Origin of the sequence: Massilibacillus massiliensis (assembly GCF_900086705.1) — a bacterium.
GTDB lineage: Bacteria > Bacillota > Negativicutes > FLKF01 > FLKF01 > Massilibacillus > Massilibacillus massiliensis.
In genome coordinates, this window is the sequence record NZ_LT575483.1 from 3,509,499 (window position 1) to 3,528,501 (window position 19,003).

Here is a 19,003-nt window from a genome sequence, read left to right on the forward strand (position 1 = left end):
TTCCCTTGATTACAAGGGCAGGGCTTATTTGGCATAATACGATTGAAGTTTTGGCAGGGAGCTTAGCGTCTGCATGCAATCAAGACGAAGCATAGCGCATGTGTAGGTTGAATAAAACCTCGCATGTGCTTTTTTGATTTCCCCTGAAACAAACTGTATGTTGGTTTCCTCTATCTTCCCCTTAGCGGATAGAGGAAACCACATGCAGGATGATGATGGGGGGATATAAATTGGTATCAGTACAAGCTGGTAAAAAATTATGGTCAAGGCATCACAGCAGCCTGTGGCGAGGCGGCACCCTCGCCACACCCGATGGAGAAATTAGGGGTTTTGTAAATGTATAAAACCTACCGAACAACAAAAGACACGATCATAGCTGAGGAAACAGAAAACGCAGAGATAACCTTTCAATTGATTACGGATTTGGATAGTAAAGAATATGTGATGGTCAAGCGGCAAAAGAAAGTTACGATATACAATCTTTTGCCGCTTGGTGATGTCACTGAAATAGTGAATGATGTTTCATTCGAAGAGTATAGAGACATGATCTATGCGAGATTTGATAAGGAACTATTAGAACAAGGAATCAAACCGAGGCGTAGAGAGAATCAAAAAATTTTGAGGGAATATGGATTCAGTCAATCCATATTTTAAAGATGAAACTTAAATTTTTGATTCAGTATAGAATTTATTAACTGAACAGCAAACAAGGGGCAGTCAATCGTGCGACTGCCCCTTGTTTGCTGTTCAGTTAACGATAAAAAATGTTATATTCCTCGTGTCTCTTGCGCTTTGACTTTCAACACTTCTTCGCGCAAAGATTGCCAAATCATTTGGAAAAGTTCATTATAACGAAGTGTCGTGCGAATCTTTGAGATATCGCGTGGTCTTGGAAGATCAACATCAATGATAGTTTTTATCGTACCGGGATGCGCTGTCATCACCATAATGCGGTCACTGACACAGAGCGCTTCATCAATACTGTGGGTAATAAAAATCGTAGTTTTCTTGGTTCGTTCCCAAATCTCTAACAGCTCTTGCTGCAAGATAATACGGTTTTGTTCATCTAGTGCACCAAAAGGTTCATCCATAAGCAGAATTTGCGGATCATTTGCAAAAGCTCTGGCGACACTGACCCGCTGTTTCATTCCGCCTGAAAGTTGAGATGGGTAGGCCTTCATGAAATTTTCAAGCCCAATCATTTTTATATAATACATTGCAATTTCATAGCGTTCTTTTTTTCCAAAGCCTCTCATTTTCAGCCCGTAAGCTACATTATCCAGTACATTCAGCCATGGGAAGATCGAGTGTTCTTGAAACACCATTGAACTTAACGGTCGATTTCCATCGAGGGCATCTATTAAAATTGTGCCGGTAGATGCTGTCTCTAGTCCGGCTAAGATTCTAAGAAGCGTTGTTTTTCCACAGCCACTGGGGCCCACAATAGAAAAAAACTCCCCATTGGCTATTTTTAAATCAATATTAGAAATTGCGGGTACATTACCTTGCGGAGTTTGAAAGATTTTACTTACATGATCGATTACGATACGGTTTTTTAGTTGAGTCATATAGATTCCTCCGCTATTTTTATTGTTTCCATGGCAGCGCCAAACGTTCGAGCCAATCTAGGATAAGAGAGAAGATATATCCTAGAACGGATAACATAATCAAGGCGACGAACATTCGCTCAATGTCAAACATGTCATAGGCACGCCAAATCATCCAGCCGATGCCGGCTTGTGCCGCAGATAGTTCTGCTGCCACGATTAAGATGAGTGCCATCCCCATACCGAGTTTTAGCCCAGCAAATATCATTGGCAAAGCGCCGGGAAGTGCTACGGTCAGATAGAAATTTTTCCGGTTAGCACCAAAGCTTTTGGCCACATCAAGATAAATTTTATCAATGTTTAAAACACCGGTTAGCGTATTGATTACAACTAAATAGAAAACACCGATCGCTATTGTGAAAATTTTTGAAGTTTCGCCGAGGCCAAAGATGAGCAGGATCAATGGCATCAGTGCTAATTTTGGGATGGGATAGGTTGCATTGATCATTGGTTCAAGAGAAGAACGAACCCAAGGGGACAATCCCATAGCGATGCCAATGATAATTGCTGGAATAGCGCCAACTGCGAATCCAAGCACGATTCTTTGCACGCTGATAAAAGTGTGATAGAGAAGTTCTCCGGAAAAAAGCAGTGGTACAAATGCTTTCATAATAAAATACGGGCTGGAAAACAAGCGAATATCAATAGCATTTGTTTGCGCTAAAATTTCCCATACAAATAATAAAGTTAATGGGGACAATATGGACATAACACGAAGAACAGTTAGACGGTTCGATTGTATTTTCATAGTTTACCTCACAAAAATTCATTGTTATGCCGAAATATTTATCCGCAAGTGAAGCTTTTTCACAAAAAGTATTTTTATTTGTGTGAAAAAGCATTTACTGTTGGAGTATTTCTATTGAAATGTTACATAAAATACAGCTGTTACAGCCTGATTATTTATATGGTCCTAATATTTTTAAAGCAAAATCAACAAAACTATGGTCGACTACATCATAGAGCTGAAGATCAGATTTTAATAAATCATTTTTTTTGTACCAAGCTAAATCTAGGGCGATACCTTTGGTTTTTAAATAGCCATCAGGATTTAAACCTGTAGGGTACATGGTTTCATATAATTTTGCATCTTTGACAACAGAGTATTTGCAAAGAATATCAATCATTTCTTCTTTATTTTTATTTTTAAAGAAGGCGTCATTATAATCGCGGACGGATTGAATATACGCTGTCATAAAACGGTTTGCGACTTCCGGATTTTTGGTTAAACTGGTGCCAAATACGAGAAGGGCAGTTTGTGCGTCAGGGTCATATTCCATAGGATCTTTCCAAGGAGATAAGATTCCTTTATTCATTCCTTGCGTGATAAATGGTTCAATCACCATTGCGGCATCAATACTCTGATTGCTTAGAGATACCAGCATATCCGGGAAAGAGCGGATGACTTGCACGTCTACGTCTTTTAATGTCATATTGCCTTTGTTCAATACGCGCTCTAGAGAAAGCTCATCTAGAGAAGCAGCGCCGACAATCGCAATTTTTCTGCCTTTGAGATCGGAATAATCTTTGATCGTATTTTCTAAGTCTTTACGTATGACCAAGCGGTAATATCCTTGCGTAGGTATATTGATTCCTTTATCTGCAACAATTTTAACTGGAATATCACGTGACATGGCATTGAATAACCCAGAGGAAGAAACTGTTGCCCCCACATCTAATTGACCGGCAGCAAGTTGATTAATCATCTCTTGACCGGAATTAAATTGAATAGGCTCGATTTTGATTCCAAGCGACTCATAATAGCCTTTTGCCATGCCAACTAAAATACCGGCATCAGAGGCGACTTGCTTCATTCCTACTTTTACAACAGTTTGTGTAGGCAGCGGTGATAAAGCAGGTGCCCATGACGGGGCCTGATTGCTTGTAAGCTGGTTCGAGTTGGTTGAGAGGCATCCAGTGAATAAAAATAATGATAGTATCGATAAACTTATAATTTTATAAAGTTTATGAATTGACATAATATCCCTCCTATATGAATTCTGGTACTTCATAGTATTCATGGAAAGGTTTATCGGTGATTTAAATGAAAAAGAAGGAAGGCTTTAAATTCCGTAGGTCTAGCTAGATTCGTTGTTTTATAGAAATAAAAAAATTATGTATTATTTTCAAGCATTTTTTGTAATACTATAAACAAAGTATTGGACAACCTGAAAATATCCAAAGATGTAAATAAGAATAGGGCTCTTGGTTCTACTTACTTATAACTACTAGTACGAAGATAGGTTGTGTATGTAGGGTTGAAAAATTCATTTGTGAATATGTGACGATTTCGTGTAAAAAAGGTTGTTTTTTTTTCTATCCATGGTAGTATAAAAATATGTTAGCAAATGATTGATTTTCTAATAAATGTGGCGATGATTGGGAGGAGATTAACATGGTGGAGATAATTGCAATGACTGTAGAAGACGCTAAGCAGATTGAAGCTGGCGGAGCTGACAGAATTGAACTTGTTAGTGCCTTAAGTGAAGGTGGACTTACCCCAAGTTATGGCTTAATTGAAGCTGTCGTAAATGCTGTTAAAATACCTGTAAATATCATGGTTAGACCACATGCAAAGGGCTTTTGTTATACCACAGATGAAATCAATTTAATGAAACGAGATATTGAATTTGCGAAACAGTTAAAAGTAAATGGTGTGGTTTTTGGTGTGCTGGATGAACAAAAAAATATTTGTGAAGCCAATTTGCAAAAACTTTTATCTGTATGTGATGGGCTCGAAGTTACGTTCAGTCGGGCAATTGATTTGATAAATCCTGTGAATGGAATGAAGATTTTAGCTAAATATCCGCAGGTTACAACGGTGATTTCTTCTGGTGGAACTGGTTTTATCAAGGATAACATAGAAATATTGAATAAGATGGTAGCGCATGCTAAACATATTCGTTTGCTGATCGGGGGCGGATTGACGCTCGACAATGTGGAAGAGATTATGCAGGCTGTGAAGCATGCTGATTTTCATTTTGGTTCTGCAGCAAGAGAAAACAGTTCCCTATTCGGGGATATAAGTAAAGCACGCATTGAAAAATTAGTGCATATTATTCGTGAAAATAAGTAGAATGTTTTTAGCAGGGAGTAGGGAAAAATCGCTCCTTGCTATTTTTATCTTCGTATACTTGTGTTATGTATACAAAGACTAGCAGAAAGCATAAATCAAAAGCAAGGCTAGTCTCATTCGTCATATTTATAAAATATTAATAAGTATCCGTATGATATACATTTGTTCTTTTACGTAAAACTATTAGTTAAAAAAGCTAGAGAAAACACGATAAAATTACGAATGTTTTCTTGACATGTATACAAAAAAGGCAATATAATGAATACATTACAAATTTAAACCATATGTTTAGAGATTTAAGGGGATGGAATGAGAGATGGCTGCAATCAAATTTGAGAAAGCTACTGTTTTAAAAGAAAAACCAGATGTATCAAAAATAGGTTTTGGTACGAAATTTTCTGATTATATGTTCGAAATGGATTATAATCCTGAGCAAGGTTGGCATGATCCACGGATCGTACCGTATCGTGATATTACCGTGAGTCCTGCAAATACGACACTGCATTATGGGCAGGCAATTTTTGAAGGAATGAAAGCATTTAGAACTAAAGATAACCGTATTGTAATATTTAGACCACTTGATCATATCAAACGTTTAAATCGTTCAGCAAAAATTCTTGATATTCCTGAGGTAGATGTAGAAACGGTTCACCAAGGCTTAAGAAAATTAATAGAAACTGAAAAAGCATGGGTTCCGGCTAAAAAAGGCACAAGCTTGTACATTAGACCATTTATTTTTGCAACTGATCCGTATTTAGGGGTAAGTGTAAGTTCAACGTTTAAACTTTTGATTATACTTTCTCCTGTAGCAGCGTATTATTCTGCTGGATTTAATCCGGTTAAGATTATGGTAGAAGATACTTATGTGCGTGCAGTTATAGGTGGTCTTGGCGAAGCAAAAACTCCGGCAAATTATGCGGCAAGTTTACATGCCGGTTTGGTTGCACATGAAAAAGGCTATGATCAAACCTTATGGTTAGATGGCGTGCATCGCAAATACATTGAAGAAGTTGGGTCGATGAATATTCTCTTTAAGATTAAAGGGGAAATTGTAACACCGTCGCTTTGCGGCAGTATTTTGGATGGTATCACGAGAAGAACTGTGCTTGCCGTTGCAAAAGAGTGGGGGATTCCAACATCAGAACGTCGTATTACGATAGATGAAGTACATGAGGCTTATATAAATGGCGATCTTGAAGAAGTATTTGGTTCAGGAACAGCTGCGGTTATTTCTCCGGTTGGAGAGCTTTATTATAAAGGCGAAAAAATGATCATCAATGGCGGAAAAATCGGTCCGTTTGCGCAAAAACTGTTCGATCATATTACAGGTTTGCAAAGCGGTGAAGTAAAAGATACATTAGGCTTAGTGGAAGAAGTAACGAAATTATAATTTAGTTTTGTAGGTAAATGTATGAAGATGGGGTGCGAATCGCAGCCTATCTTCATATTGTTTATAAGTGGAATGATGTATCTTATTTTATCTATACGCTGAGATCTCTTGCTAACTTTGCGAGAGGTTTATTTTTTTTGGATGGAAAGCAAGATTTTACATACAATATAAAAATGTAGTGAACATCCTCTAAATTGTTAGGATTCGTTGTTTTTAGAGAATTTTCAAAAAAAATAGTACAAAAGGTCTAATTTTCACAAATGCTATGATTTTTGAAAAATTTTCTTTGGATTTAAAAGGGTTTTAATGTTAGAAAGAGAATAGCAATAGGAATAAGAGTTGAGGGGTTTTGCGTATGCCTATACAATTGAGGGGATTATTATCGACCATTGAATTTTTAGACCTAGTTGATATTTTGATCGTAGCATTCATTTTATATAAATTATATGTTTTGCTAAAAGATACAAGAGCAATCACGCTGGTAAAAGGCTTGCTTGTGCTTCTAATACTTACGATGATCAGCAATTGGCTTGGTTTAAATGTAATCTATTGGTTATTACAGAAAACAGTTACATTGGTATTTGTGGCGTTACCGCTTGTTTTTCAGCCGGAATTAAGACGTACTTTGGAACATTTAGGACAGGGAAAACTGTTCGGCAGAAGCGTATTTTTAAATGTGGAAGAAGCAAAGTCCTTGGTGAATGAACTAGATAAAGCAGTGACGGTACTCGCACAGAATAAGATTGGTGCACTTATCGTTTTAGAGCGGGAAGTTGGGTTAAATGATTATTGCGCGACTGGTATACAGATAGATGGACTTATTACTTCAGAATTTTTGATTAATGTATTTATACCAAATACGCCGCTGCATGATGGTGCGGCGATCATTCGCGGGAATCGTATGGTTGCCGCCGGATGTTTATTGCCATTAACAGAGGATCGGACTTTGAGTAAGGAACTGGGGACTCGGCATCGGGCTGCAATTGGGATCAGTGAGCATTCTGATGCGATTGTGTTGGTGGTGAGTGAGGAGACAGGAACAGTTTCTATTGCACGGGGCGGGAGATTGATACGCCATTTGGATTCAGAAAAATTAAAGCAGAACTTAAGACCGTTATTTGCAACGCGCCAGACCAATTTTACTGATATGTTTTCTAAATGGAGGCATAATAAATGATGGATATACTGAACAAAAATTTATTTGCAAAAATCGTTGCATTGATTGTCGCGATTGTATTATGGTTTTTTGTTATGAATGAACAAAATCCTGCGATTGACAGTAGTTTTACACTTCCTCTTGAAGTTACGCATGCTCCGGAAGGTTATACAGTGAATCGGAGTGTAGAAAATATCAAATTAAAGGTACGCGGACCGCGGAGTTTGTTTGCGATGGCAACCGAACGCGATTTTAAAGCATATGTTGATTTGAGCGGCGTAAAAGAAGGACGGCATTCGATTAAAGTGCAGACTGTATTACCACAGGGCTTTGATCTGGTTAGTGTTTCGCCGGAAACGATTATTTTTGATATTGATAAAGAATTACAGCGCAATGTCAATATTGACGTTGCTTTCTCCGGTACGCCTGATTCTGGAGTTACCATAGGAAAGGCTATACCTGCTGTAAATTCCGTAACACTTGAAGGGGCAAGTTCCGCTGTAAATTCTGTTGCAAAAGTAGTGGGATATATTAATTTGGCTGGGAAAAATAGTGATTTTACAGTCGACATGCCGCTTGTTGCAGTGAATAATGAAGGCAAAGAAGTCGGCGATGTTAAGTTGTCACCAGGGTCTGTTAAAGTATCAGTATCCATTGTCAAAGGTCTATATAAAAAGTTTGTTGATATTAAGCCAAATCTTGCCGAGGATTTGCCGGCCGGATATATTTTAAACAGCGTTACGCTTGAACCGGCCAAAATGGATATTTATGGAGATCAGAGAGTGGTAGATACGTTAGAAGTTTTATATACAGAAAAAATTAGCTTGTCGGATATAGACAGACCGACAACAAAACAAATAAAAGTGCAGTTGCCGATTGGAATTACGGTGACAAACGATACAATAACTGCTAAAATTGATATCGTAAAGCGAAAAGAAGAAGCAGTTAAAAAAGAAAAGCAATAAGGAGAGAAAAATTATTGTTACGGATAACTAATTTTAGTGTACCTTTCGATGATGAATCTCCGCTAAATGATATTGTGGCTAAACGCTTAAAATTACCACCTGAAGCTGTGCTTGAGGTGGTAGTTGTGCGTAAAGCCATTGACGCTAGGCGGTATAAGAATAGTCCGATTTGTTTTGTTTATATGTTAGATGTGAAGATTGCGGTGCCTGAGAAGAAAGTGCTGGCAAAGCTTCGCAATGATAAAAATATAGCATTACTTGTGGAAAAGCCACAGACGTCTATTGTTTATGGAGAAACATCTCTAACGGAGCGTCCGATTGTTATCGGGTTAGGCCCGGCGGGGCTTATTGCAGCTTGGAAACTAGCCAAAGCAGGCTATAAACCTTTGGTTTTAGAACGTGGACGAGATGTAGATCGCAGGACAGCGGATATACAAAAATTCTGGCAATCGGGTATATTAGATGAAACTTCAAATGTACAATTCGGTGAAGGCGGTGCGGGAACTTTTTCAGATGGCAAACTGACAACGCGCATTAATGATAGTAAAATAGGTGATATCATTGAATTATTTATTTCTGCCGGCGCGCCGCCGGAAATTCGTTATTTGCATAAACCTCACATTGGTACGGATAAATTACGAAATATCGTAAAAAATATTCGCAATCAAATTATTCGCTTTGGTGGAGAGGTAAGATTTGAATCCACTGTAACAAATATCGATATCAAAAACGGCACAATAAAAGGTATTATGATAAATGAGAGTGAATATATTCCTTGTTCGGTCGTTATGCTTGCTATCGGACATAGTGCGCGTGATACCTATGCTATGCTTCATCAAAACAAGATTGCGATGGAGGCAAAGGCTTTTGCGATTGGTGTTAGAATTGAGCATCCGCAAGAATGGATTGATCGGGCGCAGTATCATATGGATGCGGGAAATCCGAGACTGCCGGTTGCCGATTATGCATTGACCTATCAAGATAAAGAGACTGGACGTGGCGCGTACTCTTTTTGTATGTGTCCCGGAGGACAAGTTGTTGCTGCTGCTTCAGAAAAAGATCGAGTGGTGACGAATGGAATGAGTAACTATAAAAGAAATTCTGGCGTAGCCAATAGTGCGCTTTTAGTTACCGTTTCTCCTGCTGACTTTGGTAGTGAAGTACTGGATGGTATCGACTTTCAACGTAAGTATGAAGCGTTGGCATTTACGTCTGCCGGCAGTAACTATTATGCACCGGTGCAAAGTGTTGGAGATTTTTTGATCAAGCAAAAAGGCAGTAAGAATTTTGTCACGAAACCAACTTATTCACCAGGTGTGACACCTGTCGATTTACATGATTGTTTACCGGTGTTTGTGACACATACTTTAGAGAAAGCATTGCCTTATTTTGGTCAGAAAATAAAAGGGTTCGATGATGTTGATGTATGTATGACAGGGATAGAAACACGGTCATCAGCGCCGTGCAGAATCATTCGCAATCGCGATTTCGTCTCACTGAATACGGAAGGATTATATCCGATTGGTGAAGGCGCTGGTTATGCTGGGGGAATTATGAGTGCAGCAATTGATGGCTTGAATGGAGCGATTGCTGTTATGGAAAAGTATAAATTTGAATAAATCTGTAGATTCTTAAGTATGGTGGATTTTGAAGGGAGAAATAAAGATGGCAAGACTTTTTGGAACTGATGGTGTACGCGGAGAAGCAAATATTGATCTCACACCGGAATTGGCGTATCGTTTAGGCAGGGCTGCAACGATATTTTTTGGAGAGAAAACAGATGAACAGCCAGTTTTGTTAATTGGCAGAGATACAAGGATTTCTGGACCTATGTTTGAAGCTGCGCTTGCAGCGGGAATTTGTTCTGCTGGCGGAAAAGCGATTTTAGCAGGTGTTGTTCCGACGCCGGCAATTGCTTATTTGACAAAACAATTAAATGCGCAGGCGGGAATTGTGATTTCAGCATCGCATAATCCGTTCCAGGATAACGGGATTAAATTTTTTGGCAGCAATGGTTACAAATTGCCTGATGCGGTTGAAGACCAGTTAGAAGAGCGTGTACATGCGATTGAACACGGATCGGAATTATTTCGCCCAACAGGAGAAAAGATTGGCACAATTGTATATCGCCATGACTTGATCAAAGAATACATAAACTACGTAGTGACAACCGTGCAGGAAGATTTTAAGGGAGTCAAAGTAGTTCTTGATTGTTCAAATGGTGCTTCTTTTGAAGCGATGCCGGTTGTGCTAAAGAAATTAGGCGCAGAAGTCATTGTCATTCATGATCAGCCAAATGGAATCAATATAAATAAAAATTGCGGATCTACGCATATTGAAACTTTGCAGGCTGCAGTTTTATCGCATAAAGCAGATATTGGAATTGCACATGACGGTGATGCAGATCGTTGCCTTGCCGTAGATGAAAAGGGGCAATTAATTGATGGCGATAAAATTCTTGTTATTTGTGCATTAGAAATGATGGAAAAGGGAACATTAAAAGATCATACACTGGTTACAACTGTTATGGCGAATATTGGTTTGCATCAAGCAATTAAAAAAGCTGGCGGCAGACTCGAAGTAACAAAAGTTGGTGACCGCTATGTATTGGAAAATATGCTGGAAAATGGTTATACATTAGGCGGTGAACAATCCGGACATATTATATTTAGTGAATTCAGTACAACCGGCGATGGATTGATTACAGCGATTCAATTGATTTCTTCTGTAAAGAGAAGCGGAAAAAGTGCATCTGAACTTGCCGGGCTTATGACAAGCTACCCGCAATTGTTAGTAAATGTACGGGTAAAAACCAAAGAAGGCTGGGAAGAAAATACCGATATCCAAGCGGCAATTCAAGCTGGTGATGATGAACTTGGTGATAATGGTCGTATTTTAGTACGTCCATCCGGTACAGAACCTTTAATTCGTGTCATGGCAGAAGGCCCGGATCAAGACCAATTGGATAAGATTTGTCATGAAATAGCTGGCGTCGTAAAGTCAGTGCAGGGATAAAAGTATTGACCGATTGACCAACTTATATTACAATATGGATTGTATACGAAAAGGAGCACAAAAGTGCTCCTTTATGCGTATGTTATAGCGAATGATGGGGAGGTGAGAATGAGAGGAAAAATTAGGAAGGTTTATCTATAATTATAGCGCTAGCTCTTAGAGTGATAAGAGGACGAGGAAGAGGTTTATCGAAAATCGGCGGATACCTCTCGGCTGACTACAGTCGTTACAAACCGACAAAACTGTGGGGTGACTTACAGGCCAAAGCGGTGCGAGTAGCAAAGATCGTTTTTTTCGTAAATAAAAATGTAGAACAATGGAGGATTCACTTATGTGTGGTATCGTTGGTTATGTAGGCTCGAAAGAGGCTGCACCATTTCTTATTGAAGGTTTGACAAAATTAGAATATCGTGGGTATGATTCCGCTGGTATCGCTGTATTCGACGGCGAAAAAATCAATGTGGAAAAAAGCGTTGGCCGTCTCAACGTATTAGAAAAGAAACTTGAAGGCAGAACGCCGCAAGGGGTATTAGGTATCGGTCATACGAGATGGGCAACACACGGACGTCCATCAGATCGCAATTCCCATCCGCACACAGACTGTTCGGGAAATTTTGTCGTAGTGCATAATGGGATTATCGAGAATTACCTGCACTTAAAAGAAAAATTAATCGAAAAAGGGCATATATTTACTTCTGAAACGGATACAGAAGTTGTTGCACATTTAGTCGAAGATTTATATGAGGGTGATCTTGAGGTAACTGTTAGAAAAGTCCTTAAATTAATCGAAGGATCTTACTCGCTTGTCTTTATGGCACGCAATGAACCTGATAAATTAATTTGTACAAAACAAGATAATCCGCTTGTCATTGGTCTTGGTGAAGGGGAGAATTTTATCGCCTCTGATATTCCTGCGATTATTTCACGCACACGCAAAACTTACATTGTAAGTGACGGCGAAATTGCAGTTGTAAAAGCTGATTCTGTATGGATTACAAATCGTGAAGGTGTACCTGTTACGAAAAAGGTATTTGAAGTAAACTGGAATGCGGAAGCTGCGGAAAAAGGCGGTTATGAACATTTCATGTTAAAAGAAATCTACGAACAGCCAAAAGCTGTACGTGAAACGATGTCAGCACGCTTAGCAAAAGACGACAGTGCAGTTGTAATGGATGAATTAAAATGGAATAAAGATTATTTAAAATCCTTTAAGAAAATCTTCATCGTTGCGTGCGGAACTGCATATCATGCAGGCGTTGTCGGCAAATATTATATAGAAAAATTAGCGCGTATCCCGGTTGAAGTAGACATTGCGTCTGAATTCCGTTATCGCGGACCAATCATTGACGATCGTACATTGACGATTGTTGTGAGTCAATCAGGTGAAACCAGTGATACTTTGGCTGCGTTAAAAGAAGCGAAACGTCTAGGTGCGAAAACACTGGCGATTACCAATGTAGTAGGCTCCTCGATTGCGCGTGAAGCCGATCAAGTGATCTATACTTGGGCAGGTCCAGAAATTGCTGTTGCATCAACGAAAGCGTATACAACACAATTGATTACAATGTTCATGCTTGCAACGTATATGTCTCAAATCAAAGAAACGATTACACCAGAATGTACAAAAAAATTAATTGATTCTTTACGGAAACTTCCTGCACAAGTGCATGAAATCTTAGAAGATGTAGAACCGATTAAGACATTTGCGCAAAAATATGGCTTCAATGAAGATGTGTTCTTCATCGGTCGTTCTCTTGATTATGCGGTAGCATTGGAAGGCTCATTGAAATTAAAAGAAATTTCCTATATTCATGCTGAAGCATATGCTGCTGGTGAATTAAAACATGGTACGTTATCTTTGATTATCGAAGGTGTGCCAGTGATTGCACTTGCAACACAAAAGAGTGTATATGAAAAAACTTTGAGTAATATCAAGGAAGTAAAAGCACGTGATGCAGTCGTAATTGGTATTGCGCTTGAAGATGATAACCAAATTGAAAAATATGTGGATCATATTATTAAAGTGCCAAATACAGATGAATTATTAGCGCCATTGTTGGCTGTAATTCCACTGCAATTGCTAGCTTACTATGCAGCAATTACCAGAGGCTGTGACGTAGATAAACCTCGTAATTTGGCAAAATCAGTTACGGTGGAATAAGAAACTCATAATTTTACCCCTTAGGATATAAAAATCCTAAGGGGTATTTTTGTTTTTATAGGTTAAAAGTCTAACAAAGTAAGTGATTTACTGAGAATACATAAGTTTTTCAAAAGTTCTTCATAGTATATTCATAAAATTTTGCTAAGATAAAAACAAATAAATTTTCTGATCGCTCATGAAGCTTTACAGAAAGATACATGAGATAAGTTTCTATAGAAAGCAGGCAAAAGTATGCATCCGATTTTATTTAGTATTGGAAGTTTGGAATTTCGCGTTTGGGGAGTTTTAGTGTCGATAGGAATTTTCGCTGGTGTTTGGTTGACGATTCGGTTAGCAAAAAACAGTGAATTCACATCAGAAATGATACAAGAATATATCTTATATGGTGTATTTGCAGGCCTTTTGGGTGCCAGGCTATGGGAGGTCATCTTCTCGTGGGAAGAATATAGTTCAAACCCAGTGGAAATGTTGATGTTTTGGCAAGGCGGTTTATCCATCCAAGGTGCAGTTTTTGCGAATGTTATATTTGGTTGGTGGTATTTCAGACGAAAAAAAGTAAGCTTTCGTCGATTTGCTGATATTGCTTCACCCGGACTTCTTTTAGGGCAGGCCATTGGTCGGATTGGTTGCTTTTTTAATGGTGATGCATATGGAAAACCGACAGAAGCTTGGTATGGTATAATTTATCAGCCAGGTACGCCAGCCTTTCATGCATGGGGAGCCACGTCCCTTGTGCCCGCGGAATTAATGGAGGCAGGGATAGATCTTCTGATTTTACCGATTGTACTATGGATATTTCGTAAAAAGAAATTTGATGGTCAGGTGGCTTTGACGTATTTTATTTTATACTCACTGGCTCGATTTGGACTAGAATTTCTGCGAACCGATAGTCTGATGATTGGAGGTTTTAAAGCAGCGCAACTGACTGCATTGCTGACTGTTTTGGTAGCAGCAAGTCTTTGGATATGGAACTTTCGTAAAGGTCAGAAGTCTTACGAATGATTGAATAAATAAAATGTTTGGAGGGAATACGATGGAACATACAATGTGGGGCTATGGATTATGGCCGGTTGTGATCATCAATTCTTTGATATTTATTATATTTGCTTTTAGTTTTGCTCGTCCTCGATCGTTGACAGATTGGCGAACTTTTGGTACTTTTTCTGCGTTTATCGTAGCTTTGTTTACGGAAATGTATGGTTTTCCATTAACGATTTATCTTTTGTCCGGTTGGTTAGCTAAATATTTTCCGGAGAGTGCCTTGTTCAGCCATGATGCCGGACATATCTGGTATACCTTGCTGGGGATGAGTGGGGATCCGCATCAAAATCCAATTCATGCGTTAAGTAGCTGGTTGATCTTGGGAGGCATGATGTTTTTAGCATTTACTTGGGTATATCTTTATCGTGCACAACGAAAGCAAGAACTGGCACAGACTGGTCCATATGCGGTGATTCGTCATCCGCAATATGTTGCCTTTATTGCCATTATGACCGGTTTTTTGTTGCAATGGCCAACGCTTTTAACAGTTTTGATGTATCCTATTTTGGTAGTGATGTATATACGGTTGGCGCGTTTGGAAGAGCGTGAATCTCGCGCGTATTTTGGGGAGGTTTACGAGCAATATCAAGCAGTAACACCAGGCTTTATACCACGTCAAAAGCGCAAGCACGAAACTAGATAAGAATTAGGGGAAATTAACACAAGGCGCATTACAAATTGGATGAAAAGTAATGCGCCTTGTGTTAAGATTTTTATATGAATTTATAAAGCTTTTAGATGCAGAAAATACGATTTTAATTTGGTGTTACCCCATATAGGTCTAAAGGAGGTTCCTTTGAAGGATTCATTACAATCGCAAATACAAGAGCGGAATCCATTTGATAAATAGCTTTTTCTACATAAATTGTGAGTTCATCGCTATAGATAATTTCATAAGCAGCTTGTTGGATATCCTGCGGTTTTCCAATTTGAACAGTTGGAAAGGTGGTGCGTTGCTTGCCGCAGCAAGCATAACATTCTTCACTTTGAAATTGGATCGTTATTGCCGCACCGTGATCGAGTATAAATTGTTTTGTTTCTGAAGCGTATTGAAATTCCATGAAATTTTCTCCTTCATATTTTCTTGGAAATATTGATTCGTCATTATACAATACAGGCTCTATTCCTTGCAAGTTCAATGATTTGAGAAAATAAAAAAGTAAAGTGGGCTTTAAATATAGGAAGTAGCCAAAGCTTATGAGTGATAAATTCACCGTGTTTTCTTATAAAAATGCATATGGTATAATAAAATATAGTTCGTTTATTTATTGTATTTTGGTGGAATATTTTATAACATAGAAAATATTTTTGCAATTTAGCGAAAAGATTTGGATACTTATAAGCTATTTTTGAATGGAGAAAAAAATGGAAGAAAAAAAAGCTTTATCAACACAAGATGTTGCCAATATGCTGAATGTCAGTAAAAGTACGATTTACGGATTAATTAAAAGCGGTGAAATCGTATCTTACAAAGTTGGTAGAAAAGTTCGTTTTACAGAACGCGATGTAGCAGACTATATCAATCGTTCACGAAATGAACAGACTGTTTCTACTGAAAAGCAGGAAATGTCGCCCATGAAAGCCATAGAAAAAAATGAAAATAGAAGTGAGTTTGTTATTTGTGGACAAGATATTCTATTGGATGTACTTTCGAACTATATGCGCAGCTACGGGTATCCTGCTTTGCGCGCGTATATTGGTAGCTATGATAGTCTAACTTCGTTATATAGAAACAAGATTGATGTAGCTTCAGCGCACTTGTGGGATGGTGAGACGAATCAATATAACATTCCATATGTAAAATGTTTGCTGCCTGGAATTCCAAGTATCATTATACATTTTACAAAACGTATGCAAGGCTTTTTCGTCGCCAAAGGAAATCCGAAGCAAATTACTTCATGGCAAGATTTTGAGCGTTCTGATATCGTTTTAGTTAATAGAGAATTTGGTGCTGGTTCTAGAGTTTTATTAGATGAAAAATTAAAACTGCTTGGCATCTCACGGAAAAAAATTCATGGATATGAAAATCAAGTGCAGTCGCACCTTGCTGTTGCAAGTGCAGTTGGTCGCGGCGAAGCGGATGTTGGAATCGGCATAGAAAAGATTTCAAAACAGGTAGATGGTGTAGACTTTATACCATTACAACAAGAAAATTATGATTTAGTTATAAAAAAAGAAGATCTAGATCGACCAGAAATCATAGCAATGCTGAGAATTATACGATCAGAAGAATTTAAAAAAGAATTTAAAAATATCGGTGGCTATGATATCAGTGAAATGGGAGAACTCGTAAAATTTTAAATCGTATAAGAAAACAATGGAGATATCCTGTAGCTGGATACCTTCATTGTTTTTTTATGCAATGAATGTGATATCTGCGATTTAAAATTTTCTCAAATAAGATGTACTGCTTAAATATTTTCGATTTTTGTAAAAAAGAAATTTGTAGGATCAAATTGCGTTAATATAGTGATTTTATAAATTGAGAAAAATGATTTTATGTTAACAGATTGCGTTATAGAATATGAATTGTTTTTAGTGGGGATAAATCATAATTATTTAAAACTTTTTCAGACGTACATAGAATTTCTCAGTTCGGAAATTATCTAACAATCATTGCATGATTTTATTAAGTTACATGGAAGTAGCGTCATGTAAATTTAGATAAATCCCAAGGTTGCATGTGAGATTTTTAAATCAAATGAAGGCGAATCTTTATTAAAAAATCCATTGCATAATAAAATGGATGCAAGTGTAGTCGTTTGTACAAGATACTAAATATAGCTATTTTATGTTATCTAAATAAAACGTCAATTTTAAATTAAATTTGCTTTAAAAGATAAAAAAATGAACAAAATATACAGGCCGTAGCGAAGTCTTTTATTTGCAAAATTTGGGCATGCCGAAGAGAAAAAATTTCCTCTACGGATGTTTTTATTTGCGGGATTACCTTGCTGCAGTATAATCCAAACGCAACTCTAAAATACTATGGATTGGAGGTGGAATCATGTTATTTAATTGGTTAACAATGAAATTAATGGATCCCGCAATGGATGACACGGTTAAGAAAATGTTCACTGAAGGTTATTCGGATAATCTTTTTCTCATGGTGACTGCTGCTGAAAAAATTTCACCAAAAGCTATGGTTGAAGCGGCAATGCGTGCTGAGTCAGGAAAGGAATTAGTAAGACCTTTGGGAAGTCCTGTCGTACTATCGCCATGGGACAAAATTTTACTAAATCCGAAGCAGCTATTTCAATTACCAACTGAGGATTATACCAAGGTAAAAATGCAGACGGTCATTGGTCCAAATGCTAAGAAACCGCTCGTTTTGGACATGCCGATTATGATTACCGGAATGTCATATGGAGGATCACTTAGTTTGCCAATGAAAGTAGCTTTGGCAAAAGGAGCCGCGATGGTCGGGACTTCTACAAACACCGGTGAATCCGCTGTAACGAATGAAGAACGCAGAGCCGCAAAATTTCTAATCGGCCAGTACCATCGTGGTGGCATGTTAAGTGGAAAAGAGCAATTAAGCGCGCTGGACGCGATCGAAATTCAGCTTGGTCAAGGTGCGTGGGGTGGTGCTGTAGATGAACCTATGTTGGCAGAAGAAATTGGTAACCATCTGCGAAAATCCTGGCACTTGGAAAAAGGAAAGGATGCCACCGTTTATGCTCGGATGCCTGGTAAAAGCACGACAAAAGATTATATAAATATGATCAATGAAATGAAAAAACAATATGACGTGCCTGTTGGTGTAAAGATTGCGGGAACAGACTATATTGAATATGAGCTGGCTGTCATTGCACAAACGCAGGCCGATTATATTGTAATTGATGGATCCGAAGGCGGTACAGCATCATCAAACCCAACGCTTCAAGATAATGTAGGTTTGCCGACACTTCATACTTTAGTCAGAACAGTCGCTTGGTTAACCAAACATGATTTAAGAGAAAAATTTAGCATTATCGTTGCAGGCGGTATGACGACACCGGGACATTTCTTAAAAGCACTTGCGCTTGGTGCGGATGCGATTTATATCGGGACGATTGCACTTTTAGCTGCGATGCATACCCAAGTTACCAAGGTTTTACCGCAATCACCACCATCACAATTAGCTTTATATTCAGGAAAGAAAACGCATAAGTTGGATGTTGACGTGGCGGCGGAGCATCTAGCCAATTTTTTAACTTCGTGTACACTAGAAATGCAGCTTGCCATCCAAGCAGTTGGCAAAAGTGCCGCAAAAGAACTCAATGGCAGCGATTTGGTAACTGTGGATAAAGAATTAGCAGAATTTATTGGCATTCGTTGTGCTGCCTCACCAAGACAAGATCACGCAGAAAATACAAAAGAATCGGTACAAGAAGAAGCGCATAATGATTCTAGATCATTCCTTCAATGACCTGAACTTGAAATTCGGTTATATGCACATTTGAAAAGTTATGGTTTGGCAAAAGGCCCTGAGAAACAAACAAGTAAAAGCTGTTTGTTTCTCAGGGCCTTTTTGTCTTTTCAGCTTACTTTGCTGCAAGCAAAATAGCATATTTTATAAAATTAACATGGTTGAAAAATGAAATAAA

At 38.2% G+C, this 19,003-nt stretch carries 16 protein-coding genes; 12 read left to right on the forward strand and 4 right to left on the reverse strand.

Going from position 1 to position 19,003, the window contains the following annotated elements; translation table 11 throughout:
• The first annotated feature begins 336 nt into the window (after positions 1-336).
• Positions 337-654 carry a hypothetical protein gene (locus BN6559_RS16875; RefSeq protein WP_110955824.1) on the forward strand — a complete coding sequence of 106 codons (318 nt, stop codon included), beginning with the start codon at positions 337-339 and terminating at the stop codon, positions 652-654.
• Positions 655-767: 113 nt separating this feature from the next.
• Here BN6559_RS16875 and BN6559_RS16880 read toward each other — a convergent pair whose 3' ends face one another.
• The 3 genes from BN6559_RS16880 to BN6559_RS16890 form a co-directional block, all read right to left on the reverse strand.
• Entirely contained in the window at positions 768-1,568 is an 801-nt protein-coding gene (locus tag BN6559_RS16880; protein WP_110955825.1) for an ABC transporter ATP-binding protein, read from the reverse strand.
• A gap of 19 nt (positions 1,569-1,587) precedes the next feature.
• Positions 1,588-2,355 carry an ABC transporter permease gene (locus BN6559_RS16885; protein ID WP_110955826.1) on the reverse strand — a complete coding sequence of 256 codons (768 nt, stop codon included), beginning with the start codon at positions 2,353-2,355 and terminating at the stop codon, positions 1,588-1,590.
• A 151-nt stretch (positions 2,356-2,506) separates the two neighbouring features.
• Positions 2,507-3,586 carry an ABC transporter substrate-binding protein gene (locus BN6559_RS16890; protein ID WP_199884095.1) on the reverse strand — a complete coding sequence of 360 codons (1,080 nt, stop codon included), beginning with the start codon at positions 3,584-3,586 and terminating at the stop codon, positions 2,507-2,509.
• Positions 3,587-4,002: 416 nt separating this feature from the next.
• Here BN6559_RS16890 and BN6559_RS16895 point away from each other — a divergent pair, with 416 nt between their 5' ends.
• From BN6559_RS16895 to BN6559_RS16935, 9 genes are all read left to right on the forward strand, one after another.
• A complete protein-coding gene (locus tag BN6559_RS16895) occupies positions 4,003-4,683 on the forward strand; it encodes a copper homeostasis protein CutC (RefSeq protein ID WP_110955827.1) in 681 nt (226 codons plus the stop codon).
• Between the two features lie 316 nt (positions 4,684-4,999).
• Positions 5,000-6,073, forward strand: coding sequence for a branched-chain amino acid aminotransferase (locus tag BN6559_RS16900; RefSeq protein WP_110955828.1), 1,074 nt, complete (start codon positions 5,000-5,002; stop codon positions 6,071-6,073).
• Between the two features lie 355 nt (positions 6,074-6,428).
• Complete coding sequence (gene cdaA / locus BN6559_RS16905) at positions 6,429-7,250, forward strand: diadenylate cyclase CdaA (protein WP_110955829.1); 822 nt, start codon at positions 6,429-6,431, stop codon at positions 7,248-7,250.
• Positions 7,247-8,194 carry a CdaR family protein gene (locus BN6559_RS16910; protein ID WP_110955830.1) on the forward strand — a complete coding sequence of 316 codons (948 nt, stop codon included), beginning with the start codon at positions 7,247-7,249 and terminating at the stop codon, positions 8,192-8,194. The genes cdaA and BN6559_RS16910 overlap by 4 nt, the downstream gene beginning before the upstream one ends.
• A 14-nt stretch (positions 8,195-8,208) precedes the next feature.
• Positions 8,209-9,813, forward strand: a complete 1,605-nt coding sequence (locus BN6559_RS16915; RefSeq protein ID WP_110955831.1) for an NAD(P)/FAD-dependent oxidoreductase — start codon at positions 8,209-8,211, stop codon at positions 9,811-9,813.
• Positions 9,814-9,859: 46 nt separating this feature from the next.
• Positions 9,860-11,209, forward strand: coding sequence for a phosphoglucosamine mutase (gene glmM, locus BN6559_RS16920; protein WP_110955832.1), 1,350 nt, complete (start codon positions 9,860-9,862; stop codon positions 11,207-11,209).
• Between the two features lie 331 nt (positions 11,210-11,540).
• Positions 11,541-13,370 carry a glutamine--fructose-6-phosphate transaminase (isomerizing) gene (gene glmS / locus BN6559_RS16925; RefSeq protein WP_110955833.1) on the forward strand — a complete coding sequence of 610 codons (1,830 nt, stop codon included), beginning with the start codon at positions 11,541-11,543 and terminating at the stop codon, positions 13,368-13,370.
• Between the two features lie 234 nt (positions 13,371-13,604).
• Positions 13,605-14,375 carry a prolipoprotein diacylglyceryl transferase gene (gene lgt / locus BN6559_RS16930; protein WP_110955834.1) on the forward strand — a complete coding sequence of 257 codons (771 nt, stop codon included), beginning with the start codon at positions 13,605-13,607 and terminating at the stop codon, positions 14,373-14,375.
• Between the two features lie 31 nt (positions 14,376-14,406).
• Positions 14,407-15,057 (forward strand): methyltransferase family protein, encoded by a 651-nt coding sequence (locus tag BN6559_RS16935; RefSeq protein ID WP_199884096.1) that lies wholly within the window; start codon positions 14,407-14,409, stop codon positions 15,055-15,057.
• Between the two features lie 112 nt (positions 15,058-15,169).
• On the opposite strand, the gene BN6559_RS16940 is transcribed toward BN6559_RS16935, so the two are convergent.
• Positions 15,170-15,475, reverse strand: a complete 306-nt coding sequence (locus BN6559_RS16940) for a CC/Se motif family (seleno)protein (RefSeq protein WP_110955835.1) — start codon at positions 15,473-15,475, stop codon at positions 15,170-15,172.
• Between the two features lie 304 nt (positions 15,476-15,779).
• Between BN6559_RS16940 and BN6559_RS16945 the strand changes: the two genes are divergently transcribed.
• Both BN6559_RS16945 and BN6559_RS16950 read left to right on the forward strand, forming a co-directional pair.
• On the forward strand, positions 15,780-16,715 hold the full coding sequence (locus BN6559_RS16945; protein WP_110955836.1) for a substrate-binding domain-containing protein: 936 nt from the start codon (positions 15,780-15,782) through the stop codon (positions 16,713-16,715).
• Between the two features lie 706 nt (positions 16,716-17,421).
• Positions 17,422-18,825, forward strand: coding sequence for an FMN-binding glutamate synthase family protein (locus BN6559_RS16950; RefSeq protein ID WP_110955837.1), 1,404 nt, complete (start codon positions 17,422-17,424; stop codon positions 18,823-18,825).
• Positions 18,826-19,003: the final 178 nt, after the last annotated feature.